25 protein-coding genes and 4 pseudogenes are annotated in these 23,766 nt (G+C 70.9%); 19 read left to right on the top strand and 10 right to left on the bottom strand.

The window, feature by feature from the left end; all coding sequences use genetic code 11:
- Positions 1–38: 38 nt before the first annotated feature.
- The gene (locus ACODNG_RS11120; RefSeq protein WP_434521362.1) at positions 39–494 is read right to left on the bottom strand and encodes a hypothetical protein; all 456 of its coding nucleotides are present in this window, start codon (positions 492–494) and stop codon (positions 39–41) included.
- A gap of 144 nt (positions 495–638) precedes the next feature.
- On the opposite strand from ACODNG_RS11120, the gene cofD reads away from it, so the two are divergent.
- The 8 genes from cofD (at position 639) to ACODNG_RS11080 (ending at position 6,380) form a co-directional block, all read left to right on the top strand.
- Complete coding sequence (gene cofD, locus ACODNG_RS11115; RefSeq protein WP_434521361.1) at positions 639–1,679, top strand: 2-phospho-L-lactate transferase; 1,041 nt, start codon at positions 639–641, stop codon at positions 1,677–1,679.
- The gene (locus ACODNG_RS11110; protein ID WP_434521360.1) at positions 1,676–2,539 is read left to right on the top strand and encodes a tRNA-dihydrouridine synthase; all 864 of its coding nucleotides are present in this window, start codon (positions 1,676–1,678) and stop codon (positions 2,537–2,539) included. Before cofD ends, ACODNG_RS11110 begins: the two co-directional genes overlap by 4 nt.
- A complete protein-coding gene (locus tag ACODNG_RS11105; protein ID WP_434521359.1) occupies positions 2,536–3,558 on the top strand; it encodes a triphosphoribosyl-dephospho-CoA synthase in 1,023 nt (340 codons plus the stop codon). The genes ACODNG_RS11110 and ACODNG_RS11105 overlap by 4 nt, the downstream gene beginning before the upstream one ends.
- Positions 3,555–4,184 carry a DUF447 domain-containing protein gene (locus ACODNG_RS11100; protein ID WP_434521358.1) on the top strand — a complete coding sequence of 210 codons (630 nt, stop codon included), beginning with the start codon at positions 3,555–3,557 and terminating at the stop codon, positions 4,182–4,184. The genes ACODNG_RS11105 and ACODNG_RS11100 overlap by 4 nt, the downstream gene beginning before the upstream one ends.
- 107 nt (positions 4,185–4,291) lie before the next feature.
- Positions 4,292–4,486: a 30S ribosomal protein S17e gene (locus tag ACODNG_RS11095; protein WP_209545637.1), complete on the top strand. Its 195-nt coding sequence runs from the start codon at positions 4,292–4,294 to the stop codon at positions 4,484–4,486.
- Positions 4,487–4,572: 86 nt separating this feature from the next.
- Entirely contained in the window at positions 4,573–5,808 is a 1,236-nt protein-coding gene (locus ACODNG_RS11090) for a tripartite tricarboxylate transporter permease (protein WP_434521357.1), read from the top strand.
- Between the two features lie 124 nt (positions 5,809–5,932).
- Positions 5,933–6,112, top strand: a complete 180-nt coding sequence (locus ACODNG_RS11085; RefSeq protein WP_128909087.1) for an HVO_2753 family zinc finger protein — start codon at positions 5,933–5,935, stop codon at positions 6,110–6,112.
- Position 6,113: 1 nt separating this feature from the next.
- Positions 6,114–6,380 (top strand): elongation factor 1-beta, encoded by a 267-nt coding sequence (locus tag ACODNG_RS11080; protein ID WP_004597304.1) that lies wholly within the window; start codon positions 6,114–6,116, stop codon positions 6,378–6,380.
- Between the two features lie 138 nt (positions 6,381–6,518).
- Here ACODNG_RS11080 and ACODNG_RS11075 read toward each other — a convergent pair whose 3' ends face one another.
- On the bottom strand, positions 6,519–6,956 hold the full coding sequence (locus ACODNG_RS11075; RefSeq protein WP_434521356.1) for a DUF5809 family protein: 438 nt from the start codon (positions 6,954–6,956) through the stop codon (positions 6,519–6,521).
- A gap of 36 nt (positions 6,957–6,992) precedes the next feature.
- Positions 6,993–7,514: a DUF5810 domain-containing protein gene (locus tag ACODNG_RS11070; RefSeq protein WP_434521355.1), complete on the bottom strand. Its 522-nt coding sequence runs from the start codon at positions 7,512–7,514 to the stop codon at positions 6,993–6,995.
- 591 nt (positions 7,515–8,105) lie between these two features.
- Between ACODNG_RS11070 and ACODNG_RS11065 the strand changes: the two genes are divergently transcribed.
- From ACODNG_RS11065 to ACODNG_RS11030, 8 genes and pseudogenes are all read left to right on the top strand, one after another.
- On the top strand, positions 8,106–9,350 hold the full coding sequence (locus ACODNG_RS11065) for a translation initiation factor IF-2 subunit gamma (RefSeq protein WP_434521354.1): 1,245 nt from the start codon (positions 8,106–8,108) through the stop codon (positions 9,348–9,350).
- Position 9,351: 1 nt separating this feature from the next.
- Positions 9,352–9,822, top strand: a complete 471-nt coding sequence (locus tag ACODNG_RS11060; protein WP_434521353.1) for a PIN domain-containing protein — start codon at positions 9,352–9,354, stop codon at positions 9,820–9,822.
- 21 nt (positions 9,823–9,843) lie between these two features.
- On the top strand, positions 9,844–10,419 hold the full coding sequence (locus ACODNG_RS11055) for a DNA-directed RNA polymerase (protein ID WP_434521352.1): 576 nt from the start codon (positions 9,844–9,846) through the stop codon (positions 10,417–10,419).
- Positions 10,419–10,616 carry a transcription elongation factor subunit Spt4 gene (gene spt4 / locus ACODNG_RS11050; RefSeq protein WP_092919942.1) on the top strand — a complete coding sequence of 66 codons (198 nt, stop codon included), beginning with the start codon at positions 10,419–10,421 and terminating at the stop codon, positions 10,614–10,616. Before ACODNG_RS11055 ends, spt4 begins: the two co-directional genes overlap by 1 nt.
- A gap of 28 nt (positions 10,617–10,644) precedes the next feature.
- The gene (locus ACODNG_RS11045) at positions 10,645–11,277 is read left to right on the top strand and encodes a GTP-dependent dephospho-CoA kinase family protein (protein ID WP_434521351.1); all 633 of its coding nucleotides are present in this window, start codon (positions 10,645–10,647) and stop codon (positions 11,275–11,277) included.
- A 145-nt stretch (positions 11,278–11,422) separates the two neighbouring features.
- Positions 11,423–11,728: a 30S ribosomal protein S24e gene (locus ACODNG_RS11040; RefSeq protein WP_209545616.1), complete on the top strand. Its 306-nt coding sequence runs from the start codon at positions 11,423–11,425 to the stop codon at positions 11,726–11,728.
- A 10-nt stretch (positions 11,729–11,738) separates the two neighbouring features.
- Positions 11,739–13,479, top strand: a pseudogene (locus ACODNG_RS11035) (bifunctional N(6)-L-threonylcarbamoyladenine synthase/serine/threonine protein kinase).
- 97 nt (positions 13,480–13,576) lie between these two features.
- Positions 13,577–13,870, top strand: coding sequence for a DUF5808 domain-containing protein (locus ACODNG_RS11030; RefSeq protein ID WP_434521350.1), 294 nt, complete (start codon positions 13,577–13,579; stop codon positions 13,868–13,870).
- Positions 13,871–14,231: 361 nt separating this feature from the next.
- Here ACODNG_RS11030 and ACODNG_RS11025 read toward each other — a convergent pair.
- The 4 genes and pseudogenes from ACODNG_RS11025 to pyrH form a co-directional block, all read right to left on the bottom strand.
- Positions 14,232–15,008, bottom strand: a pseudogene (locus ACODNG_RS11025) (sensor histidine kinase); the annotation flags it as partial.
- Between the two features lie 89 nt (positions 15,009–15,097).
- A complete protein-coding gene (locus ACODNG_RS11020) occupies positions 15,098–15,370 on the bottom strand; it encodes a DUF7573 domain-containing protein (RefSeq protein ID WP_434521349.1) in 273 nt (90 codons plus the stop codon).
- A complete protein-coding gene (gene lysS, locus ACODNG_RS11015; protein ID WP_434521348.1) occupies positions 15,371–17,125 on the bottom strand; it encodes a lysine--tRNA ligase in 1,755 nt (584 codons plus the stop codon). It lies immediately after the preceding gene.
- Positions 17,122–17,841 (bottom strand): UMP kinase, encoded by a 720-nt coding sequence (gene pyrH / locus ACODNG_RS11010; RefSeq protein WP_434521347.1) that lies wholly within the window; start codon positions 17,839–17,841, stop codon positions 17,122–17,124. Before pyrH ends, lysS begins: the two co-directional genes overlap by 4 nt.
- A 131-nt stretch (positions 17,842–17,972) precedes the next feature.
- Here pyrH and ACODNG_RS11005 point away from each other — a divergent pair.
- The 3 genes and pseudogenes from ACODNG_RS11005 to ACODNG_RS10995 all read left to right on the top strand — a co-directional run bounded on the left by ACODNG_RS11005 (position 17,973) and on the right by ACODNG_RS10995 (position 20,840).
- Positions 17,973–18,860: pseudogene (locus ACODNG_RS11005) on the top strand (molybdopterin synthase).
- Between the two features lie 368 nt (positions 18,861–19,228).
- Positions 19,229–19,489: a DUF7123 family protein gene (locus ACODNG_RS11000; protein ID WP_121563028.1), complete on the top strand. Its 261-nt coding sequence runs from the start codon at positions 19,229–19,231 to the stop codon at positions 19,487–19,489.
- A gap of 201 nt (positions 19,490–19,690) precedes the next feature.
- Positions 19,691–20,840, top strand: a pseudogene (locus ACODNG_RS10995) (site-2 protease family protein).
- Between the two features lie 78 nt (positions 20,841–20,918).
- Here the strand turns inward: ACODNG_RS10995 and ACODNG_RS10990 are convergent.
- The 3 genes from ACODNG_RS10990 to ACODNG_RS10980 form a co-directional block, all read right to left on the bottom strand.
- Entirely contained in the window at positions 20,919–22,592 is a 1,674-nt protein-coding gene (locus tag ACODNG_RS10990; RefSeq protein WP_434521346.1) for an ABC1 kinase family protein, read from the bottom strand.
- A gap of 3 nt (positions 22,593–22,595) precedes the next feature.
- Positions 22,596–22,970: an Hsp20/alpha crystallin family protein gene (locus ACODNG_RS10985; RefSeq protein ID WP_434521345.1), complete on the bottom strand. Its 375-nt coding sequence runs from the start codon at positions 22,968–22,970 to the stop codon at positions 22,596–22,598.
- A gap of 84 nt (positions 22,971–23,054) precedes the next feature.
- On the bottom strand, positions 23,055–23,759 hold the full coding sequence (locus ACODNG_RS10980; protein ID WP_434521344.1) for a DUF2391 family protein: 705 nt from the start codon (positions 23,757–23,759) through the stop codon (positions 23,055–23,057).
- Positions 23,760–23,766: the final 7 nt, after the last annotated feature.

Raw genomic sequence — 23,766 nt, 5'->3', positions numbered from 1 at the left:
GACCCTCCAGAGAGTCTCAGCCGCTCCTCGCGAGGCGCTCAGCCGGCCCTCGGCGCGGTCGTCCCGAGCGTCAGCGCCGCGTCGGCGACGACGATGACGGCGAGGACGGCTCCGGCGGCGAAGGTGACGAGCCCGCCGAGGAGGACGCCCGGATCGCCGACCCATCGGACAGCGACCGTCGCGGCGGCGACGAGCAGGCACGGAACGGCGAAGGTCGCGAGCGCGACGTCGGCCGGAGACGGGTTCGCGACCCCGCGAGCGGCGGTCGCGAGCGCGAGCGCGGAGGGGAGACCGACGAGTAGGAGCGACTCGACTGAGGGCCCGGACTCGGGAATCGCGGCGGCGAGCGGCGCGATCCGGTCCGCGACGGCGACCGCGATCGCGGCGAAAAGGGGTGACACCGCGTCGAGGAGTCCGATCAGCGCGGCGGCGACGACGAGAACTATCGAGGCGAGCGCGACCGAGAGGGCGGCGGTGAGGTCTGCGGGGTCCATGCGAGGAGAACTCGCCCAGAACCCACATTAATCCATCGCGTCTCGGGGACCGACCGCGCGGGGCGAGAGGGGACGGACCGCGGAGTCGAAAGGGAACGGACCGCGGAGGCGAGGATACAAACCCGGCCGCCGCCTTGCGCCGGTATGGTCACGTTCCTCGCCGGCGGCACGGGGACGCCGAAGCTCCTCGACGGGGCGACCCGCGTGTGGGACCCCGCGGAGGTCTCGGTCGTCGCCAACACCGGCGACGACATCGAGCTCGGCGGCCACCTCGTCTGCCCCGACATCGACACCGTGCTGTTCGCGGGCGGCGGCGTCCTCGACCGCGAGACGTGGTGGGGGATCGACGGCGACACGACCGCGACCCACGAGGAGCTGCGCCGGCTCGCCGAGGAGGTCGGACTCGAGACGGGTCCCCGCTACCTCGACGACGACGCGCAGACCGCGGGCCGTGGAATCGCCCGCTGGCGGCGCTTCTCTGGGGTCGGCGAGTTCATGGAGATCGGCGACCGCGACCGAGCGGTCCACCTCACGCGTACGGGCCTGCTCGACGAGGGGCACACGCTGACGGAGGCGATTCGGACCCTCGCGGACGCGTTCGACCTCGACGTCGGCCTCCTCCCGATGTCCGACGACCCGGTCGCGACGCTGATCCACACCGAGGGCGGCGAGACGCTCCACTTCCAGGAGTACTGGGTCGCGCGCCGCGGCGAGCCGGCGGTCGCCGACGTGGAGTTCCGAGGCGCCGCCGACGCCGAGGCGACCGACGCCGTGCTGGCGGCGCTCGCCGACCCGGTCGTGATCGGTCCCTCGAACCCCGTGACGAGCCTCGGGCCGATGCTCGCGCTCCCCGGGTTCGAGCGCGCGCTCCGAGAGACGCCCGTGGTCGCCGTCTCGCCGTTCGTCGGCGACGAGGTGTTCTCCGGGCCGGCCGCGGATCTGATGGAGGGAGTCGGGCGCGACCCCTCCACCGCGGGCGTGGCCGAGTCCTATCCCTTCGCGGACGGGTTCGTCCTCGACGACGCGGACCCGACCGAACTCGACTGCCACGTCGAGCGCACCGACACGCGGATCGACGACGCCGACGACGCGGAGCGCGTCGCTCGCGCCTGCGAGCGCGCACTGGCGTCGGTCGCCGGCGCGGGCGACTCGGTGGACCCGGCGCCGCGGGAGGGCGCGGAGTGAGCCGGAGCGCCGACGGGAGCGAAGCGCCCGCGGGCGACGCTCCGTTCCTCGCCGCCGCGAGCCTCAGCGGCGCCGCGGACGCCGAGTGGGCCCGCGCCGCGGCCGAGCACGTCGACGTCGCCCTCCTCGGGGGCGTCGCGCTCGACCCGGCCAGCCGCGCCGCCGCCCGCGACCTCGTCGCCCGCGGGCGCGAGGAGTTCCTCCCGGCCGATCCGGTCGAATTCGCCGCCGAGCAGCTCGACGCGCTCGCGGACGCGCCGGTCCGACCCGGGATCAACGTCCGGAGCGCGACGCCGGAGGCGATCCGCGAGGTCGCCGAAATCTGCGCCGACCGCGGCGCGGTCTGCGAGGTCAACGCCCACTGCCGGCAGCCGGAACTGCGCGCGGTCGGCTGCGGGGAATCCCTCCTCCGCGATCCGGACCGCCTTGCGAGCTACGTCGCCGCCGCGGCCGAGACGGGCGCGACGACGAGCGTGAAGGGCCGCGCGGAGGTCCCCGGCGTCGACCTCGTCGCGGTCGCGGAGACCGCCGCGGCGGCCGGCGCGGACTGGCTCCACGTCGACGCGATGGACTCGGAGGCAGTGATCGCCGACATCTCGGCGACGGTCGACGCGGCGCGCGAAAGCGGCGACGCGGGCGATCTCGCGGACCTGACGCTCGTCGCCAACAACGGCGTCCGGGGCCGGGAGACGGTCGCCGAGTACGCGGAACACGGCGCGGACGCGGTGAGCGTCGGGCGCCCGACGGAGGACCCGCCGGTCCTCGCGCGCGTCGCGGACGCGATCGAGGAGTGGCGGACGGGAACGCTGAGAGACCGCGACGGCGATGAAGTGGATCCCGAGCCGGAGGCGAAACCGTGAGCCGCGACGAGCGAGGGGAGGCGAACGCGGTCGGCGCGGGCGACGCCGTTGCGACCGATCCGGTCGACGACGCGACGCTCGCGCTCCTTGTGGAGGTCGCCGGCACGCCGAAGCCCGGGAACGTCGACCGCCGCCGCGACCTCGACGACCTGCGGTTCGAGTCGTTCCTCGGCGGGGCCGTGGGCGCTCGACCGGGACTCGAACTGGCGGCGGAGACGGCCGCGGACGGGAACTCTGCGGACGGGAACCCCGCGGTCGGCGAGGCGTTCGAGCGGGCAGTCAGTGGGATGGCCGCGCGCGCCGGCACGAACACGCAGTTCGGCTGTCTGCTGCTGTTGGTCCCGCTGGTGCGGGCGGCCGCCGATCCCGACCGCGAACTCGCTCCCGCCGGCGTCGACGCGGTGTGTCGGGCGACGACGGTCGACGACGCGGTCGCGTTCTACCGCGCGTTCGAGTCCGTCGACGTCGCGGTCGACGACCCGCCGCCGGGCGCGGACGACCTCGACGTGCGCCGCGGGAGCGACGCCGAGCCCGCGCTCCGCGGGCGCGAGACGACCCTGCGCGACGTGCTGGCGCTGTCCGCGGATCCCGCGGACCCGGACCGCGTCCCCGACCGCAACGCGCAGGAGTGGACCAAGGGATTCCCGCGGACGTTCCGCGCGGCCGAGTGGATTCTGACGGACGAGGGACCGCTCTCGGACCGGGCCGCGCGGGCGTTTCTGGGACTGCTCGCGGCGGAGCCGGACACGCTCGTCGCGTCGACGCGGGGGACCGAGACGGCCCGCGAGGCGAGCGCTCGGGCGAGGGAGATTCTGGAACCGGACGAGAAGGACCCGAACGCCCCGATCGGCGACGTTACCGCGGTCGACGCCGACGCCGTCCACGACGCAGACCTCGACGCCGCGGAGTCGCTGGCGGACGCGTTCGTCGCCGAGGGGGTAAACCCCGGGACGACCGCCGACCTCACCTGCGCGGCGCTGTTCGTCGCGCTCCGGCGCGGCGCGGAGGTGGCGCCGTGAGCGACGAGCGAGAGGAGCACCTCGGCGTCGCACCCGACGGCTGGCCGGTACCGCTCCGGGGCGTCACCGAGTCCGTCGTGACGACGCGCGGTCCGAACGACCGGTGGAACGTCGCGGCGCTGGGGCTTCACGCGCCGGACGACCCCGAGGGACCGGTCACCGCGCGCACCTACGGGCGCACCCGCACGTGGCGGAACTTCGCCGAGCGCGCGGGCGGCGTGGTCCAGTTCACCGTCGACCCGCGGACGTTCGTCGACGCGGCGCTCACGGTTCGAGAGGTCGACGAACCGGTCCTGCCGAGCGCCGACGCGTGGGTCGAAGTGTGCGCCGAGGAGGTCGCGGCCGAGACCGAGGGGGACACCACGATTCGGACGTGGGAGCTGTCGCCGGTCGAGTCGGCGGTCGTGAGCGAGCGAGTACCGACGGTGAACCGGGGGTTCGGCGCGGTCGTCGACGCCACGGTGGCCGCCTCGCGGCTGGACGTGCCGGCGTTCGACGCCGGGGAGCTGGTGGAGCGGCTGGAGTACTTCGCCGACGTGGTCGAGCGCTGCGGCGGGCCGGCCGAGCGCGAGGCGTTCACGCGGATCGACGAGGCGACCGGCTGGCGGGAGCGCGACCGGTCCTGAGGGGACACCGGCGGAGTCTCAACCGGGTCCGAGCCGCCGGGACCGCGCCTCGCGGCCGTTCGCGGCGGAACGAACCCTTTTAGTTCGGGCCGCCGGTACCGCTCGGTATGGCCATCAAACCCAAGTACATCAAACAGCTCGGGAACGCCCTGCTGGAGCGGTATCCCGACTCGTTCAACACCGACTTCGAGACGAACAAGGAGAGCGTCACGGCCCTGACGACCGTCGAGTCGAAGGGCGTCCGCAACCGGATCGCCGGCTACGTCACCCAGAAGAAGGCGCAGGCGGCACAGCACGCCTAATCGATCGGATTCGAATCGGCGCTGATTCTGCTGACCGTCGCGACCGCCCGACACGTTAAGTCCGGAGCCGCGGCCATCTCGCTTCGATGGACGCGCTCGTGCGGCCGGTGGTCGACCCGACGTTCGCCGCGGGCGCGCTCGCGTTCCTGCTCGGCGGGATCGCGCTCGGGACCGCGAGCGGGCTGGTCCCCGGACTCCACGCCAACAACTTCGCGCTGCTTCTGGCCGGGTTCGCCCCGTCGGTGCCGGCGGATCCGCTGTTCGTCGGCGTGGCGATGCTCGGCGCCGGCGTCGTCCACTCGTTCCTCGACATCGTCCCCGCGCTCGCGCTCGGCGTGCCGGACGCCGCGACGGCGGTCGCCGCGCTCCCGGGTCATCGGTTGGTGATCGCGGGGCGCGGCCGGGAGGCGGTCCGCCTCTCCGCGGTCGGCTCCGGGCTGGCGGTCGCGCTCGCGGTCCCGCTGGCGGTGCCGATCACCTGGCTCATGGTGCGGTGGTACCCGACGCTGCGCGCGCACCTGCCGCTGCTGCTCGGGGGCGTCGTCGCCCTGCTCGTGCTCACGGAGTCGTCACGGCGGGCCGCCGTCGGCGGGCTGGTCGCGTTCCTCGCGAGCGCCCTGCTCGGGCTGGCGACGCTCGACGCCGACCCCGCGGCGCCGCTGTCGACCGGCGGCGTCCTCGCGCCGCTGTTCGCCGGGCTGTTCGGCGTCCCGGTCCTCGTCGACGCGCTCGGCGGCGAGGGCGTTCCGCCGCAGGCGGATCCCCGGATCGCGATGAACGCGCGCGACCTCGGGACGAGCGCGGGCGCCGGCTCACTCGCCGGCGCGGTGGTCGGGTACGTACCGGGCGTGTCGGCCGCCATCGCCGCCGTGGCCGCGATGCCCGCGGTGCCGCGCGCCTCGGCCGACCGCGGGTTCGTCGTGGCGACGAGCGGCGCGAGCACGGCGAACACGATATTCGCACTGTTCGCGCTGGTCGCGCTCGGGACGCCGCGCACGGGCGTGACCGTCGCGATCGATCGGGCCGGCGTCCCGTTCGCGCTACCGATACTGCTCGTCGCGGCCGCGACCGCCGCGTGCTTCGGGTTCGCGCTGGTCGTGCTGCTCGGCGACCCGTACCTCCGGGTCGTCGGCAACGCCGACTACACCCGACTGTCGCTCGGCGTGTTGGGGCTGCTCGCGCTCCTCTCGTACGCGTTCGCCGGGGCGTTCGGCGTCGGCCTCCTCCTCGTCGCCGGCGCCCTAGGACTCGTCCCGCCGCGGGTCGGCGCGCGGCGCGTCCACCTGATGGGCGTGCTGATCGGGCCGCTGATCGTCGGGTGAACGGAGGCGGCGGTGCCGACGACGACGACCGGCCGCTCGCCCGCCGAGAGGTGCGGTATCGGGGCGCACGGGTCGTCCCGGCGGAAAGAACAACGGTTAAAAGTCGCGGCCGGTGAGTAGATGTATGAGCCAGAGCGACTCTCAAGGTACCCCGCAGTGCGTCTCCTGTGGGATCCAGGTGTCCGGCATGAACGCCGCGCAGTTCTCCTGTCCGGATTGCGGCGCCACTATCTACCGGTGTTCGAAGTGCCGGAAGCAGAGCAACCTCTACGAGTGCCACGACTGCGGCTTCCGGGGGCCGTAAGATGGGCGACGTCGCCGCCAAGATCAAGGTCATGCCGAACAGCCCCGACGTCGACCTCGACGACCTCCAGGACCGCCTCGAAGAGGTCCTCCCCGAGGGCGCCAAGATCCGCGGCTTCGAGCGCGACGACGTCGCGTTCGGGCTGGTCGCGCTCCTCCCGACCGTCATCGTCCCCGACGGGGCGGGCGGCACGGAGGCCGTCGAGGAGGCGTTCTCCCAGGTCGAAGAGGTCGAGTCCGTCGCGGTCGAGAACGTCGGTCGCCTGTAAGGCGTCGAGCTACCCACCGCGTCGCCGACAGCGACGCTCGCGGTCCGATTTTGCGGTTTCGTTCGTCCCGGAGAGCGGCCGCGCTGCGGTCCGCGGTGAGACTGTAAAGGGATCGACCGTGTCGGCTGAACGCGTCGGCTACCGGCCGGACTCGTAGAACTCCTCGCGGTACACGCGCCCGAAGGCGTTTCGTCGGAGGGTGCTGGCGGCCGCGTCCGGTTCGTCCTGGTACGTCGCTGCGATCACGGTGTCCGCGAAGGGGACCGGGTGCCAGACGACGTTGTCGACGTTGTCGGAGCCGATCCGCACCACGTCCTCGTCGTCGAACTCGCTGTCCGCGAGCCACTCGTCGAACTCGCCCGACTCGCCGACGTGGACCGCGAGCAGCTCGGCGAACGTCGCGTCGCGGGCGGTCCGGATCACCTCGGGCGTGACCCGCTCGTCGTACTCGTCGGCGTCGAACGACATCGCCTTGGTCGCCTCGCGGACGACCACCTGCGCGACCGGACCGATCTCCTCGTACCGTTCGAGCGCCTCGGCCCGCGTCTCGGGGGCGAACGTGCCTCTGGTCTCCATACCCGGAGTTGACCGGGGGCGGGCAAGGGCGTTCCGCTACGCGTCGCGGTCGGGATCGTCCGCTTCGGAGTCGGAGTCCTCGTCGCCGTCGGCGTCGTCGTCTTCCGGACCGGCGTCAGCTTCCGGACCGGCGTCGTCCGCGGCCGCCTCTCGGGTCAGCTCTCGCGCCTCGCGGATCGCCTCCGCGACGGCCGGATCGTCGACCGCGTCGGGATCCGGGACGCCGGCTCCGGGGGAGGACTCCGGCCCGTCGCCGCGGGCGTGACCGTGATCGTGATCGTGGTCATGGCCCGGTGACGCCCCTCCCGACCCCATCCCGACGTTCGGGCGCCCGCGGGCGACGGTGTCCTCGAACACCTCGTTGTACTCGGCGTCGTCGGCGTGGGGCGTCACCTCGGCCGCGAGTTCCGCAGGTTCCCGGTCGCTCCAGTCGGGGACGCGGTCGTCGAGCCACGACTCGTGGTCGTCGCCGTGAAGCATCGCCGTGAACGCGAGGTGGTGCGCGAGGTGTTCGCCGTCGCGCTGCGGGGTGTCGCAGACGGGGCACGCGTATCCCATTATAGCTCCGAGTTGACGCGTGAGGCGTAAATCGGCGTCGAACGAAACCGAGGCCGACGATGGTTATTTATAAGCGGTTCTGACGAACCGGCGGCGAACACCGCCAAAGCCCCAGCCGATCGCTTATAAATGGTTGACAGTAGATCGACGGCGAACACCACCAAAGCCCCAGTCGCGAGGCGGGCGCACGCTCGCTGCGCTCCTCGTCACTCGCTTCGCTCGTTCCTGCGGTGTCGCCGGCGGCTCCGCCGCCGGCTTTCCGTGGCGCGTAGTGCCACGCTACTTACGTCGCCTGCGCCCGCCTCGCGACTGCCCCTTTGAGCCCCGCCCCGCACGGCACAGCACCGCACCTCACGCCTCCCCAGCCTCGTCGCTGGCACCCTCCGCTTCGCTCCGGGAGCCAGCGACTCCCTCGCGCGTGCGGTTCGCGCCGCGGTGCGGCGCTCACCGGCACACGCCACCGCACCGCATTGGGGGACCAAATGGTTCCTCGTCGGCTCGCACGCGGGGGTCTCTCGCGGCTATAACAGCAACTTTATCACTCGCACGGGGCGAAATTCGCACAAGACTACTCCGTTAGGAGGTCCAACAGTGACTGAAGCCAACACACAACCGGAGGTGAACATCGGTCTCGTCGGTCACGTCGACCACGGGAAGACCACGCTGGTACAGGCGTTGTCCGGCTCGTGGACCGACCAGCACAGCGAGGAGATGAAACGCGGCATCTCGATACGGCTGGGATATGCGGACGCGACGTTCCGCCGCTGTCCCGGCGTCGACGCGCCCGAGTGTTACACCGTCGACGAGGAGTGCGAGGACGGCTCCGAGAGCGAGCCGGTCCGGACGGTGTCGTTCGTCGACGCGCCGGGCCACGAGACGCTGATGGCGACGATGCTCTCGGGCGCCTCGATCATGGACGGGGCGGTCCTCGTCGTGAGCGCGACCGAGGACGTCCCGCAGGCCCAGACGGAAGAACACCTGATGGCGCTCGATCTCATCGGGATCGAGAACATCGTCATCGCGCAGAACAAGGTCGACCTCGTCGACCGCGACCGCGCCGTCGACAACTACGAGCAGATCCAGGAGTTCGTCGAGGGGACTGTCGCAGAGGACGCGCCGATCGTCCCCGTCTCGGCCCAACAGGAGGTCAACCTCGATCTCCTCATCGACGCCGTCGAGTCCGAGATCCCGACCCCGGAGCGCGACCCGGACGAGAGCGCCCGGATGTACGCGGCCCGCTCGTTCGACATCAACCGCCCGGGCGCGACCGCCGAGGATCTCAAGGGCGGCGTCGTCGGCGGCTCGCTGGTCCGCGGCGAGCTGTCGGTCGGCGACGGCCTGGAGATCCGCCCGGGCCGCGAGGTCGACGAGGGAGGACAGACGGAGTGGCGGCCGCTCGAAACGTCCGTCCGGTCGCTTCAGGCCGGCAGCCACGACGTCGAGACCGCCCGTCCCGGCGGCCTCCTCGGCGTCGGTACGGGACTCGACCCGAGCCTGACGAAGGGCGACGCCCTCGCCGGGCAGGTCGCGGGCGAGCCGGGGACGCTCCCGCCGACCCGCGAGGAGTTCGAGATGAAAGTCGACCTCCTCGACCGCGTCGTCGGCAAGGAGGACGACGAGAGCGGCGAGAGCGATATCGAGGAGATCAGCACCGGCGAGCCGCTGATGCTCACGGTCGGCACGGCGACGACGGTCGGCGCCGTGACGAGCGCGCGCGACGGCGAGTGCGAGGTGAGCCTCAAGCGACCGGTCTGCGCCGAGGAGGGCGCCCAGATCGCGATCAACCGACGCGTCGGCGCGCGCTGGCGCCTCATCGGCGTCGGGACGCTCGCGTAGCGTGGCTGACGACGCCCGCGCGGACGGTCCGGAGTCGACCCCCGCGGGCGACGCCCGCGGCGGAGACCTCGCGGGGGACGGTCCGGACGGAGTCCCGGTCGTCGCGCTCGACGCGAGCGCCCTGATGGCGCCGGTCGAAGCCGACCTCCGGCTGTTCGAGGAGCTGGATCGGCTCCTCGGCGGCTACGAAACCGTGGTGCCGGCGGCGGTGATCGCGGAACTCGACGGCCTCCAAGGCGGAAACGGCGCGGAGGCGACCGCCGCGAGCGTCGGCGCGGACCTCGCGGAGCGGGCGGAGGCGGTGGCAACGGACGAATCGTACGCCGACGACGCGCTCGTCGCCCTGGCCGCGGCCGGCCGGGTCGACGCCGTCGTCACGGTCGACGGACCCCTCGCGAACCGGGTGCTGGACGCGGGCGCACCAGTAATCGGTTTAAGGGGTCGGAACACACTGGCGATAACGGAACCATAGCGGCCGCGGACAACCAACAACATGTACAAACGAGTTCGACTCAAGGACACGGTCGAGGTCCCGCCGAAGCACCTGGCGGACGTCACCGACGAGCGGGTGAAAGCTCTGCTCCAAGACAAACTGGAAGGACGGATGGACGAGGACGTCGGCAGCGTCGTGAGCGTCATCGAGGTTCACGACATCGGCGAGGGAGCGGTGTTACACAACCGACCCGGCGTCTACTACGAGGCAGAGTTCGACGCGCTCACCTACGACCCCGACATGCAGGAGGTCGCCGACGGCACCGTCGTCGAGACGGTGGAGTTCGGCGCGTTCGTCGGGATCGGTCCGGTGGACGGGCTGCTCCACGTCTCGCAGATCACCGACGAGTACCTCACGTTCGACAGCGCGAACCAGCAGCTCGCCTCGTCGGACTCGGACAAGACGCTCGGGGTCGACGACGCCGTGCGAGTCCGCGTCGTCACCAAGAGCATCGACGAGCGCAACCCCCGCGACTCGAAGATCGGACTCACGGCGAAACAGCCCGGTCTCGGCAAACACGAGTGGCTCGAAGGCCAGCGGAAACACCGCGAACAGACCGGTGAGGAGGCCGACTGATGGCCGAGGACCGCCTGGCGTGTCGGGAGTGTCACCACGTCAACGACCCGGACGCCCAGACCTGCGCGCTCTGCGGGTCGTCGTCGCTGACGGAGGACTGGGCGGGCTACGTCATCATCACCAAGCCCGCGGACAGCCAGATCGCCGAGGAGATGAACGTCTCCGAGGCGGGCGCGTACGCGCTCAAGGTCCGGTAACCGTCCGCGTCGACACCGGAGGAGGAAGATGACCGACGCATCCGACCCGCTTCTCACGCTGCCCGAATCGCTGCGTGACGCGTTCAAGGAGCCGCTGGGACCGGTGACGACGGACATCTCCGCGCTTCTGGAGGCCGTCGACGAGACCCGCGAGCGACACGCTTCGCCGGAGGAGCGGTCCCCACGGCTGATCGCCGTCGGCGACGTGGTCACCTATCACCTCCGGGAGGCCGGCCGCGCGCCGGACGCCGCGCTGGTCGACGGGAAGACGGAGCGCGAGGCGGTCCGCGAGGAGATCGAGACCGCGCTCGCGGCGACCGAGGAGCGACGGATCGCGGTCAAGAACCCGGCTGCGGGGCTGTCGCGGGCGCTACTCGACGCGCTCGCCGAGGCGCTCGCGACGGACGAGCCGGTGACGATCGAGGTGGCCGGCGAGGAGGATCTGGCGGCGCTGCCGGCGATGCTCGCGGCGCCGCTCGGGTCGACGGTCGTCTACGGCCAGCCGGGCGAGGGGATGGTCCGCGTCGCGATCACACCCGAGACCCGGCAGCGCGCGCGGGAGCTGTTCGAGGGGTTGGCGGGCGACACGGCGACCGCGTACGAGGCTCTCGGGTTAGGCCCCGACGAGATCGACGGAGACGACTCGGCCGGAGCTGAGTAGAGGTCACCGCGGTCGCGACCGTTACCGCGGTCGACGACGGCTGCTCCGAGGACGCCGAAGCCGACGGTCGACGGGAGTTCGGCGGCGACACCCCCGCTTCGAAATCCTTTTACAGCTTTCGAGGGGATATACGCCCAACTGAACCATGGACGTCGATATCATCTCCGAGGAGGAGAACCCGATGCTGCACCGCACGGACATCCGTTTCGAAACGACTCACGAGGAGGCCACCCCCTCGCGGCTGTCGGTCCGCGACTCGCTCGCGGCCAAGCTCGACAAGGACTCCGAGGAGGTCGTCGTCCACGAGCTGGACACGAAGTTCGGCATGCGCAAGACGGTCGGCTACGCGAAGGTGTACGACTCGGCCGCCGACGCGCTGGACGTCGAGCAGGACCACATGCTCGAACGCAACAAGATCGGCGACGAAGAGGCGGACGCCGAGGAAGCCTAACACCCGCCGGATGCGCGTTCTCGGCATCGAGGGTACCGCGTGGTGCGCGAGCGCCGCGCTGTACGACGCCGAGACCGACTCAGTTCTCATCGAATCCGATCCTTACGAGCCGGACAGCGGCGGCATTCACCCGCGCGAGGCCGCCGAACACATGTCGGAGGCGATCCCCGAGGTCGTCGGCCGAGTGCTGACCGCGGCCGAGGCGGAACACGGCCCGGACGCGATCGACGCGGTCGCCTTCTCTCGCGGGCCGGGACTGGGTCCCTGTCTCCGGATCGTCGGGACCGCCGCGCGGGCGCTCGCCGGGACGCTCTCGGTGCCGCTCGTCGGCGTCAACCACATGGTGGCGCACCTCGAGATCGGTCGCCACCGCTCCGGCTTCGACAACCCGGTGTGTCTGAACGCCTCGGGCGCGAACGCGCACCTGCTCGGCTACCACGACGGACGCTACCGCGTCCTCGGCGAGACGATGGACGCGGGCGTGGGCAACGCCATCGACAAGTTCACGCGCCACGTCGGGTGGAGTCACCCCGGCGGGCCGAAGGTGGAGTCGGCGGCCGCGGAGTTCGCGGCGGCCGGGAACGGGAACGGCAGTGGGGACGGGAGCCGAGAGTCCGGTTCGGTCGCCGACACCGACCTCCTGGATCTCCCCTACGTCGTCAAGGGGATGGATTTCTCGTTTTCCGGGATCAGCTCGGCCGCCAACGACGCTGCGGACGACGGCGTCCCCGTCGAGGAGATCTGCTTTTCGCTTCAGGAGCACGTGTTCGCGATGCTCGCGGAGGTGTCCGAGCGTGCCTTGTCGCTGACCGGCGCCGACGAGCTGGTGTTGGGCGGCGGCGTCGCGCAGAACGACCGCCTGCGCGAGATGTTAGCGACGATGTGCGAGGCCCGCGGCGCCGATTTCCACGCGCCGGAGCCGCGCTTCCTCCGGGACAACGCCGGGATGATCGCTGTGTTGGGCGCGAAGATGGCGGCCGCCGGCGACACCGTCGAGATTTCGGAGTCCGCGGTCGACCCGAACTTCCGGCCGGACCAGGTGCCGGTGACGTGGCGGTCGGGCGAGTCGGTGGCGCGGGGGCGCGCAGGCAGTGGGGGGCGGAGGGACGGAGCGCGACCCTGAGGCGGACCGCCGCGGCGCGGAGGCGACCGTGACGGTCGAGGGGACCGGCGGCGACCGCCGCGTGATCAAGCGGCGCGTGGAGAAGGCGTACCGCCACCCCGAACTCGACCGGACGCTCAGGCGCGACCGGACCGTCGCGGAGGCCCGGCTGACGAGCGAGGCGCGGCGCGCGGGCGTCTCGACCCCCCTCGTGTACGACGTCGACCTCGCGAACGCGACGCTGACGCTCCAGCACGTCGGCGAGCGCGACCTCGCGGCGGCCCTCGACGAGCGCCGGACAGAAGCGGTCGGCCGCCACCTCGCGCGGCTTCACGACGCGGGGATCGTCCACGGCGACCCGACCACGCGGAACGTGCGGGTGTCGCCCGACGGCACCCGAGGGCGGGATTCGAACGGGGAGCCGAACGCGACCCCGGAAGCGTACCTCATCGACTTCGGACTCGGCTACCACACGGGACACGTCGAAGACCACGCGATGGACCTCCACGTGTTCGAGGGGTCGGTCCGGGCGACCGCGACCAATCCGGAGCCGCTGATAGCGGCGTTCGAGTCGGGGTACGAGTCGGTCGGCGACAACGAGGTTCTCGACCGGCTTCGGGACGTGGCGGACCGCGGTCGGTATCGGTGACGGCGGCGGGCGAACGGAGGTCGGGTGGCGCGCCGCACGGCGCGACCACAGGGCGGTTGCGCCACGATTTATGGTGCCGGCCGACAGAGGGACGCGTATGGCAGACAAACAGTCGTCGGGAGAGATTCTCGGCATCCCGTACAACTTCGAGCGTCCGAGCCTCGGACGGCTGCTCTCGTCGTACTGGCAGCCCGGCAAGGGGATGCTCGTCGAGAAGCCGTTCGGCATCGGCTACACGCTGAACCTCGCCAACTGGCGGTCGTGGGTTGTCCTCGCGGTCGCCGGCGGCCTGTACTACCAGCAGAAGCAGTCCGGCGGCTCCGCCGGTTCCGAGGAGGATCCGGTCGAAGACGACGACGGGCCCGTCGAAGTTATCGTCGACGACGACTGACGCCGACGCGGTCCCGACCCGGGACCCCCGCCGCGGCGGCGCGACGCTCGGTTTTGCCGTTGATTCCGTATCGGTTTCTTTTAAATACGAGAAGAACAGAGGAAGGGCAATGAAAGTCCAGTTCGAGTGCTCGTGTTCGGAGGAGATCTCCGAGTTCACCCGCGGCGAGACGAGCCGCGGGGTCCACGTCGAATGCGGGAACTGCGGCGCCGTGTACGCCGTGACGATCACTGAGCTGGAGTAGCGGGCGCGGTCGCCGACTCGAACCGGAGTCGAACCGTCGTGCCGTCACCGTTCGCGTCGAACCGGACGGTTCCGCCCTGCGTCTCGCACATCCACTTGACGAGCCACAGCCCGATGCTGCTTGCGTGCGAGAGCGGCGTCTCCTCTTCGGCCTGTAACACCGCGCGCTCGTCCGGGGGATCCCCGGTCCGTTGTCGGTGACCTCCAGGCAGGTGGTCGTCCCGTTCTCGCGGATCGTCGCCTCCACGCGTCGCGCCGCGCCGTCGTTGTGGGTGACCGCGTTCTCGAACACCTCACGGATGGGGAACTCGACGGAGTCGTCCGCGCGGATCCACGCCTCCGAGGGGGTCTCGACGGTGACCGCGGCGCCGTCGGCGTCGACGACGCCGACCGCCTCGTGGACCGCGTCGACGAGGTCAACGCGACCGTCCGGCGGTTCGGGCGACGCGTCCTCGATCACCCGAAGCTTCTCGCTGATCGCGACGACATCGTCGGTCGTCCGCCGGATCGTCTCCAGACACTCTTGGCTCCGGTCGTCGTCCACCCGGTCGGCCAAGAGGTCGGTGTACCCCTGAATCACGTTGAGGTCGTTGCGCACGTTGTGCCGGAACACCCGACTCAACACCTGTAGCTGCTGGTTGGAGGTTTCGAGGTCTCGGCGGGCGGTCTCCGCTCGTCGGCGGTGGTGCGTGACCGCGCCGTAGAGGATCCCGCCGGACCCGGCGACCAACAGCCAGTCGCCGACGAGGCGGGTCGGCGTCCACCCAACCGCGGAGCCGCCCGCGGACGCAACCGTGAGGTCGACCGCGGCCGCGAACAGTGCCCCGACGCAGAGGTACGCCGCCGTGAGAGCGGTCGCCGACCAGCCGTCAAGTACTTCCGAGAAACCTTTCATTTATATTTAATTTAACACTCAATGGATTTTCTTCGCACGAAACACCTCAACGGCCGACGGCTTAAGCTTTGACCGCCCGGTAAGCCTCGCTACCACGACGCGCAGTCGGCACAGACGAGGGCGTCGCCGTCGCGCCAGCGGCGCTCGACGCCGTCGCCGCACCGGTCGCACGCCGCGCCGTCGGCGTGCCACGTCGAGGTGGCGACCGCGGGTTCGACGTCGGTCGCGCCGTCGGCCTCCCCCTCGCCCGAGCCGGCATCCGCGGTCCCGTCGGCGGTATCGTCCGAACGGGCCTCGACGACCTCGTCGTCGGCGGTATCGTCCGGCGCGGCGAAGTCGTCGAGCGAACGGTCGTCGGCCATCTACGCCTCCCGCCGGAGTCGGCTGACGACGTAGTCGCGCTCCAGTTCGCCGAGGAACTCCCCGAGCCGCGGTCCCTGCGTGTCGTCGAAGAACAGGCGGTAGCCGGCAGCGAAGAAGTCGCTCACCTCGACGTCGTGGTCGCGGGCCGTCTCGTACATCGCCCCCTGAATCTCCTCGCCGTCGTGGCCGGCCGCGACGAAGTCGGCGAGGTCGTCGAGCGCGGCCGCGACATCCTCGTCGAACTCGACCGCCGGGAGGTCGGTCTGGAGCCGGTAGTCGTACTCGTTTTCGGTCCGCTCCGCCCAGTTCCGGGCCTGCTCCACGCGGGCGAGCGCGGCGTCGACCGCGTCGGCGTCGGCGTCGTCCGGGATGTGCCCCTCGTCGCGGGCGAGGCGCTCGCGGAAGTCGGGGTCGTCCACCATCCCGAGGACCGCCGCGAACGTGTACGGGAGCCGGAGCGGCCTCTCCGCGGGCGGGTCGTCGGGCCGGCCGACGACGAACGGGTAGGCGCGCTCGGCGAAGGCGGTGAGGTCCTCGTCGTCGACCTCGCCGAAGTAGGCGCGCTCGAACCGGTCGAAGCGGTCGACCAGCTGGTCGAGCCGCTCGACGTTCAGGTCGCGGGCCTTCTTCGGGTGGAGCGCGAAGAAGTAGCGCAACACCTCCGGTTCGATCAGCTCCAGCAGCTCCTGGACCGTGACGACGTTGCCCTCGGAGGAGGAGAACGCCTCGCCGTTGAGCGTGAACCACTCGTACACCATCGGCACGGGCGGTTCCTCGCCGAAGACGTTCCGCGCAACATCGACGCCGGAGGGCCACGACCCCTCCGCGTGGTCCTTCCCGAACGGCTCGAAGTCGACGCCGAGGACGCCCCACTGGGCGGGCCACTCCAGCCGCCACGGGAGCTTCCCCTCGCGGAACGTCGCGGTGCCCTCGTGGCCGCACCCCTCGATGGTGGTGCCGCCGGCGTCCATGTCGGTGCAGACGTAGTCGACGGTCTCGTTTTCGAGGTCGATCGCCGTCACCGTCTCCGTCACCTTGCCGCACTCCGAACAGACCGGGTTGAAGGGGACGTACTCGTCGTCGACCTTGTCCTGGTACGGCGAGAGCACCTCGCGGACGCGGTCGACGTCGGAGAGGACGGTCCGGAGCGCATCGTCGAACGCGCCGTCGGCGTACAGCTCGGTGTTCGAGAGCATCTCGACGGGGACGTTCAGACGGTCGGCGTCGGCCTTCAGCAGGCCCGCGAAGTGGGCCGCGTACGACTCGCTCTCCCCGAACGGGTCCGGGATAGACGTGTACGGCTTCCCGAGGTTGCGGCCGAGCGCGCCCGCGTCGACCTCGCCCAGCCCGACAATCTCGCCGTCCGCGTTCGCCAGCTTGCGCGGCACCTTCCGCAGGGGGTCCTTGTCGTCGGAGGTGAACACCTGCCGGACCTCGTGGCCGCGGTCGCGCAGTACCTCGGCGACGAAGTAGCCGCGCATGATCTCGTTGAAGTTGCCGAGGTGCGCGACGCCTGACGGCGAGACGCCGCCCTTGATCACGATCGGCTCGTCGGGGTCTCGGGATTCGACCTCGTCGGCGACGACGTCGGCCCAGAAGGCGTGGAACGTCTCGTCCGCCTCGGCGGCGACGCCCTCCTCGTCGTCGAGCGCGGACCCCTCGGAGAGGATGTGCGGGGAGTCGGCGTCGGGAGCGGTGGACGCGTCGTCGCTCGCGGACCCGGTCGCCTCGTCGGGCGCGCCGTCTGCGTTCATCGCTCCTCCGTCCAGTAGCTCGGTTCGTCGCCGCCGACCGGAACCACGTCGGTCCCGGTGTGGTCGCCGCGCAACACGGCGTCGACGACGGCGGTCGGATCGGTCCCGTCGAGCACGACCGACCGGATCCCGGCCCGGTCGATCAGCTTCGCGGCGAGCAGGTCGACGGGCGCGGAGGCGCCCGCGTTCCGGCTCATCGGGAGGACGATATCGACGAGTTCGGCCGGGGACAGCGACGCGAACTGGGTCGCGTCGGGGTCGGCGTTGGGGTCGGCGTCGTACACGCCGTCGGCGCTCGTGGCGTACACGAGCAGGTCGGCGTCGACCGACTCGGCGAACGCGGCGGCGACCGCGTCCGTCGTCTGCCCCGGAGTGACGCCGCCCATCACCGCCACCTCGTTTCGGCGGAGCGCCGCGCCGGCATCCTCGTAGTCGGTCGCGGGCGCGAGGTTGGCGCGGTCGCCGAGGGCGGCGATCAGCAGCCGGGCGTTGAGCCGGGTGGTCCCGATGCCGAGCCGGTCGAGTTCCACCTCGTTGGCCCCGATCTCGCGGGCCGTCTCGATGTACTCGCGGGCGACGCCGCCGCCGCCGACGACGACCCCGACCTCGCAGCCGTCGGTGACCAGCCGTTCGATCGCCTCGGCGTACGCGGCCACGCGCTCGGGGTCGAGATCCGGCGCGAGCACGCTCCCGCCGACAGAAACGACGACTCTCATTGCCGACGAGTACCCCTGTCGCGGTCTTAAGGATTGTCAAGCCCGGACGCGGCAGGACCGCCGCCGTGACGTGACCCCTACCGACGAGGCGGCCGGGAAACGCCTAAGCCGGTCGCGTCCCGCTCTCCGGTATGCGACCGATATCGATCGTCGGTGACGGTGCCCCGGCGCTGGCTCGGCGGCTCGCGGCGCGGCTCGACGGCCGGGTCGCCGTCGTGGAGCGCGACGGCGATTCGGGCGGCGGACACCGGGGCGGGCCGGAGCCGGACGAACCGGAACCGAGCGATCCGGCCGCCGACGGGGGGAGCGTCGACGTCGGGGGCGCCGACGCCGCACGGCGCCCCGCCGCCGACACCGCGGTCGCGTTCGACGCGGCCGGGAACTGGAGCGGACGGGGAGCGTCGACGGGTTCGACGACCTGCTGGACGGACTCGCCCCCGACCACGACTACCTGCTGGCGGTCGGCAAATCGAGACTTCGCGTGCCCGCGGTCCTCCTCGGTCCGGATCCGGACCCCGAGAGCGTGCCGGGGACCGTCCTCGCGACCGCGACGGCTCCCGGCGACGTCGACCTCGACGGACTCGCCGCCGACCTCGACGACGCGGAGCCGTGGATCACCCGCGAGACGCTCGTACGGCGCGTCGAGGCGTCGGCGGACGCGGAGCGGTCCGGCGCGATCGCCACGTTCACCGGCCGCGTGCGCGCCCGCGACGATCCGGACGACGACCGGACGACGCACCTCGCGTTCGAGAAGTACGAGGGGGTCGCCGAAGAGCGGATGGCCGCCATCGCCGAGGAACTCACCGAGCGCGACGGCGTCTTGGACGTGCGGATCGGACCACCGCACCGGCGTGATCGAGGCGGGCGAGGACATCGTGTTCGTCGTCGTGCTCGCCGGCCACCGCCGGGAGGCGTTCCGAACGGTCGAGGACGGGATCGACCGGCTGAAAGACGAGGTGCCGATCTTCAAGAAGGAGGCGACGGAGTCGGAGACGTTCTGGGTCCACCGGCGCGACTGAACGGCGCGTGGGGCGGATCTCGGCCGCCGTTCCGAGAGGGTCCGGCCCCTCGACCGCGGCCGCGGACGGCCCGCGGGACGACCGCTCGAGGAGCGCGCCGGCGCTCCGAGACGGGGGTTAGCGGAGTATTTTGCCGCTAAAACCCGGGCGAACGCGGCGGCGACGGGTGACTCGTTCACCGAGTTGCCAACAGCAAAAACGCCCTCAAAACGGATTATAAAATGTTTAAGCCGTTTTGGAACCATTGTAAAGAGTCCGTCAGACACGTTTTAGCTCGCGGATTCGGATGAAACGCCCTGAAACCCCCTGAACGTCACCCAACGGTGTCGCCTTTATATGACCCTCCGGCGGCAAGCGTGAGGTGTACCATGAGCGCGACTGCGAACCCCTCCACGAACGCGAGCGCGAACGACGACCGCAGCAAGGAAGAGCGGCTGAAGGAGTACCTGCTCGACCGCGCCCAGGACGGCGAGATGTACTTCAAAGGGAAGTTCATCTCGGAGGACGTCGACCTCTCCCCGAAGGAGATCGGCGCCCTGATGGTGAAGCTCCGCGACTCCGCGACGGAGCTAACGGTCGAGAAGTGGTCGTACACGGGCGCGACGACCTGGCGCGTCGAACCCGCCTGAGCGTCTCGCTCCGCCGAGAACACCGCAGCGTCGCCCGCGGCTCACGGCATCGCACCCGGCCGGCGGTTCGGTCCCCGCCCGCGCTTTTCGGACCGCAATGCGCGACCGAGTTCACGTGAATAGCCTCGCGACCGACCCGGTTTTCGACTCCCGCGTCCGCCGACGCGGGGTTTATACTCGCCGACCGGTTACGACGTGGCGATGCCAGAACACGAGGACGCGGCGACGGCCGGCGACGGCGCGCCGCGTCCGGAGCCGCTCCGGACGTTCTTTCGGATCGACGAGGTCCGGCGCGAGGACGGTCGCGTGCGGTACCGCGGCGAGTCGTACGTCCCGGAGCGGACGCTGTTGCGGAAGCTGACCCCGCACTTCCGGGAGGCGGGCTACGAGGTCGACATCGAGATCGTCGACGGCGGCCACGTCGTCGTCGCGACCCCGTTCGACCGCGGGCGCGACGGGATCCCCTGGGTGAACGTCGCCATGTTCGCGGCGACCGTGCTGTCGACGCTGTTCGTCGGCGCGTACGGCTGGTACTACGTCCCGCTCGCGGAGATCGCAGTCGAACCCGCTCTCGCTGCTTCAGGCGTGGCCGTTCACCGCCGCCGTCCTCGGCGTGCTGATGATCCACGAACTCGGGCACTACGCCGCCGGTCGGTACCACGGCGTCCCCGTCTCGCTGCCGTACGTCATCCCCTTCATCTTCCCGTTCGGGACGCTCGGCGCGGTGATCCGCATCCGCGGCCGGATGCCCTCGCGGAAGGTCCTCTTCGACATCGGCGCCGCCGGACCGATCGCGGGGCTGGTCGCGACGGTCGCCGTGACCGCGATCGGGCTCTCGCTCGACCCGATTCAGGTGCCGGCGGAGCTCGCGAGCTCGTCCAGCTCGGTGATCCGCTTCAACAACCCGCCGCTTTTGGACCTCATCGCCGGGGTTCTCGGCCAGCCGACGAGCTACGGCGACCCGCGGCTCACCGCCCATCCGGTGGTGATCGGCGGCTGGGTGGGGATGTTCTTCACCCTCCTGAACCTCCTTCCGGTCGGCCAGCTCGACGGCGGCCACATGGTCCGGGCGATGCTCGGGCCGCGACAGGAAACGGTGGCGGCGCTCGTCCCCGGCGCGCTGTTCGGAATCGCCGCCTACCTCCACTTCTGGCGGGGTCTCGGCCTGAACGAGTCGGTCGGGCTGTGGGCGTTCTGGGGCGTGTTCGCGGCGGTGATCGCGTTCAACGGTCCGGCGGATCCGACCGACGAGGGAGGGCTGGGGCTGCCGCGGCTCGCGGTCGGCGTCGCGACGTTCGCCGTCGGCGCGCTCTGTTTCCTCCTGGTCCCGATCCAGGTCATCGGAGCGTGACACCTCGACGGCCGGCACCGCGCGCGGAGGGCGTACCGGGGATGCCGGGCGACCGGGGGTCGGGCGCGGGGGACGGAGTCAGTCGTCGCGGCGGTTTTTCATGCCCTGTCTGGTGAACTGGGGCGCCGCGCGAAGTCCGCGCTTCTTCCGGAACGACCGGTATAAGGCGATCGCGAGCGGCGCGGCCAACGCGAGGACGATCGCCGCGAGCCGCCAGTTCTCCGCGAACGAGTAGAGGATCGTCGCCGAGAGGACGCCGACCGCGAGCAGCACGGAGTAGGCGATCCGCATCGCCAGCTTCTCTAAGACCTTGGTGTCGTCCTCCAAGACGACGTTGACGGTCAGGTCGTCGCGGTTGGCGCGGTCGAGGAACTCATCGGCCTTCGGCGGGACCGTGAACAGCGCCTCGGTGGTCTTTTGCATCTGCCGGCCGGCGTCCTCGGCGAGGTCGCGGGCGGTCTGCTCGTAGTACCCCTCCTCGCGGAGGTAGTCGGTCGCCGTCGAGATGAAGTCGAACTCGGGGTCGAGCGTGACGCAGACCCCCTCGACGACGGTGGCGACCCGGAGGACCAAGGCGAGGTTCGGCGGGAGCCGCAGCGGGAACTCGTAGATGGTCGACTCCACCTGTTCGATGATCTGGTTCACCTGGTACTGCTCGATGTCCTCGCCGCTGGCGTCGGCGATGGCGAGTTCCATCACGTTGCCCATCACCTCGCGGTCGGCCTCCGGCGAGAGCGTCCCCATCGAGATCAGCGTGTCGAGGATGGCGTCGATGTCCTGTCTGGCGACTGCGACGTAGAACTCGACTATCTTCTCCTGAACGAACGGATCGACCCGGCCCGCCATCCCGAAGTCGTAGAAGATCACGGTCCCGTCGTCCGCGACCGCGAGGTTCCCCGGGTGGGGGTCGGCGTGGAACACGCCGTCCTCGATGATCATCTGGAGGTACACCTCCTGAAGCGTCTCCGCGACCGCCGTCCGGTCGTGGCCAGCCTCGTCGAGGGCGTCGATGTCGCTGATCTTCGTCCCCGGGACGTACTCCATCGTGAGCACGCGCGGCCCGGAGACCGACTCGTACGTCTCCGGGATCCGGATCCGGTCCTCGCCGGCGAAGTTGCCGCGGATCTCTTCGAGCATCGTCCGCTCGCGGTCGTAATCCATCTCCTCGCGGATCGTCTTCGCGAACTCGTCCGCGAGGTTCTCTAAGGAGAACGCCCGACCCGCGCCGGTGAACCGCTTGACGAGCGGGATCGACCAGCGGATCGTCCGGAGGTCGGCCTCGACGAGCGACTCGATCCCCGGACGGCGCACCTTCACCGCGACCGGATTTCCCTCGTACTCCGCGGTGTACACCTGTCCGAGGCTCGCGCCGCTTATCGGGTCGCGGTCGAAGTCGTCGAACGTCTCGTCGACCGGGCCGAACTCCTCTTCGAGGACGACCTTCGACTCCTCCCACGGCGCGGGCGGCACGTCGTCCTGGAGTCCCTCCAACACGTCGATGTACGCGGGCGGCAGGATGTCGGGCCGCGTCGAGAGGATCTGCCCGAGCTTGATGAACGTCGGGCCGAGGGTGAGCAGGATGTCGAGCAGCACCGCGGCGCGCTCGCGCTGGGTCTCGGCGTCGACCTCGCGGCCCCCGCCGAACAGGAAGTAGCGCCGGCTGTCACGCCAGTAGGCGACGATGAGCGGCGAGAACCGCCGCAGGACGACGATGAACCGCCAGTAGGCGCGAAGGTTGACCAGCGTGACCACCCGTCAGGCGTCGCCCTCGTCGTCCGCGTCGTCGACGGGGATACTCCGGGAGACGTCCCGCTCTCGCTTCGGGAGGGCGATCTCGAGGACGCCGCGGTCGATCTCGGCGTCGGCGCCCGCACCGTCGGCGTCGCTCGGGAGGGGGAGTTCCGCGTCGAGGAACAGCGGGCGGTCCTCGCGGACGTACTCGAACCCATCGGGGACGGCCTTCTCGCGGCGCCCCTCGATGTCGATGCGCCCGTCCTCGACGAGCACCTCGGTGGTCTCGGCGGTCGCGCCCGGGAGGTCGACGACGAGAACGTACCCCTCGTCGGACTCGAGTAAGTCCGCAAACACCGCGTCCGGGAGGTCCCGGAGCGCGTCGCGTAGCGCTGACATGACCGTTGATACGGCCGCCGCGGCGAAAAAGCTGTGGAAAGGACGGATCGGCCGCCCGGTCGCCGTCGGCGGTGAACCGACCGCTCAGTCGTCGTCGCCGATGTCGAGGTCGAACTTCCCGAGGTCCTCGCCCTGCGACTCGCCGGGGAGGATGTCGCCGAGTCCGGCGCCGAACGCGGCCGCGGCCCAGACGACCGCGATCCGGCCGACCCGTTCGATCGCGGTGGGGTCCCCCTCGTGGAGCCGTCCCCAGAACAGCAGCATGAGCGACGACGTGACCAGCGACACGAAGAGGACGCCGGCGTACCGACGGGGAATGAACCCGAGGATCGGGTGTCTGATCGTGATCTGTCGGAAGTCGGCGAAGTAGAGCAGTCCGGCGGTCGCGAGGAAGATGAAGCCGACGTGGCCGATCAGGAGGACCGGGACGCCGGCGACTGTCGTGGCTGCGAACCACGCCGCGATCTCGAAAACGCCGCCCTCGACGAGCAGGGGGAGCGCGAACAGCACCGCCCCCACGAACGACTCGGCCAGGTCCCGGGAGGTGTACTTGGTGATCCGCTCGGCGAACGCCGCGCTCCCGGGCATGCGTTCGACGAGCGAGATGGTCTGTCGGACCTTCTCGCGCTCGTGACCCTCGTCGACGGTGTCGCTCAGGGCGTCGAGCTTCGCGAGCAGGTCGTCGAGATCCGGCTCGTCGGGAGCGGAGTCGGCGGGCGCCGGGTCGGCCTCCTCCCCCGAGCCGTCCGCCCGGCCCGTGTCCGGGTCCCGTTCGTCGCTGTCGACCATGTGTCCC

Origin of the sequence: Halorubrum sp. AS12 (assembly GCF_051122765.1) — an archaeon.
Taxonomy (GTDB): Archaea; Halobacteriota; Halobacteria; order Halobacteriales; family Haloferacaceae; genus Halorubrum; species Halorubrum trapanicum.
The sequence above is the reverse complement of the archived record's forward strand: the minus strand, read 5'-3'. Positions and strand labels throughout refer to the sequence as shown.

Bases quoted from the DNA above. Each gene is read 5' to 3' on its own strand.
- ACODNG_RS11070 (WP_434521355.1), bottom strand. From the start codon at position 7,514: ATGGGATACGCGTGCCCCGTCTGCGACACCCCGCAGCGCGACGGCGAA.
- ACODNG_RS10985 (WP_434521345.1), bottom strand. From the start codon at position 22,970: ATGTCAGCGCTACGCGACGCGCTCCGGGACCTCCCGGACGCGGTGTTT.
- ACODNG_RS11055 (WP_434521352.1), top strand. From the start codon at position 9,844: ATGTACAAACGAGTTCGACTCAAGGACACGGTCGAGGTCCCGCCGAAG.
- ACODNG_RS11090 (WP_434521357.1), top strand. From the start codon at position 4,573: ATGGACGCGCTCGTGCGGCCGGTGGTCGACCCGACGTTCGCCGCGGGC.
- spt4 (WP_092919942.1), top strand. From the start codon at position 10,419: ATGGCCGAGGACCGCCTGGCGTGTCGGGAGTGTCACCACGTCAACGAC.
- ACODNG_RS11000 (WP_121563028.1), top strand. From the start codon at position 19,229: ATGAGCGCGACTGCGAACCCCTCCACGAACGCGAGCGCGAACGACGAC.
- ACODNG_RS11020 (WP_434521349.1), bottom strand. From the start codon at position 15,370: ATGGCCGACGACCGTTCGCTCGACGACTTCGCCGCGCCGGACGATACC.
- lysS (WP_434521348.1), bottom strand. From the start codon at position 17,125: ATGAACGCAGACGGCGCGCCCGACGAGGCGACCGGGTCCGCGAGCGAC.
- ACODNG_RS11030 (WP_434521350.1), top strand. From the start codon at position 13,577: ATGGCAGACAAACAGTCGTCGGGAGAGATTCTCGGCATCCCGTACAAC.
- ACODNG_RS11120 (WP_434521362.1), bottom strand. From the start codon at position 494: ATGGACCCCGCAGACCTCACCGCCGCCCTCTCGGTCGCGCTCGCCTCG.
- ACODNG_RS11040 (WP_209545616.1), top strand. From the start codon at position 11,423: ATGGACGTCGATATCATCTCCGAGGAGGAGAACCCGATGCTGCACCGC.
- ACODNG_RS11045 (WP_434521351.1), top strand. From the start codon at position 10,645: ATGACCGACGCATCCGACCCGCTTCTCACGCTGCCCGAATCGCTGCGT.
- cofD (WP_434521361.1), top strand. From the start codon at position 639: ATGGTCACGTTCCTCGCCGGCGGCACGGGGACGCCGAAGCTCCTCGAC.
- ACODNG_RS11075 (WP_434521356.1), bottom strand. From the start codon at position 6,956: ATGGAGACCAGAGGCACGTTCGCCCCCGAGACGCGGGCCGAGGCGCTC.
- ACODNG_RS11095 (WP_209545637.1), top strand. From the start codon at position 4,292: ATGGCCATCAAACCCAAGTACATCAAACAGCTCGGGAACGCCCTGCTG.
- ACODNG_RS11085 (WP_128909087.1), top strand. From the start codon at position 5,933: ATGAGCCAGAGCGACTCTCAAGGTACCCCGCAGTGCGTCTCCTGTGGG.
- ACODNG_RS10980 (WP_434521344.1), bottom strand. From the start codon at position 23,759: ATGGTCGACAGCGACGAACGGGACCCGGACACGGGCCGGGCGGACGGC.
- pyrH (WP_434521347.1), bottom strand. From the start codon at position 17,841: ATGAGAGTCGTCGTTTCTGTCGGCGGGAGCGTGCTCGCGCCGGATCTC.
- ACODNG_RS11080 (WP_004597304.1), top strand. From the start codon at position 6,114: ATGGGCGACGTCGCCGCCAAGATCAAGGTCATGCCGAACAGCCCCGAC.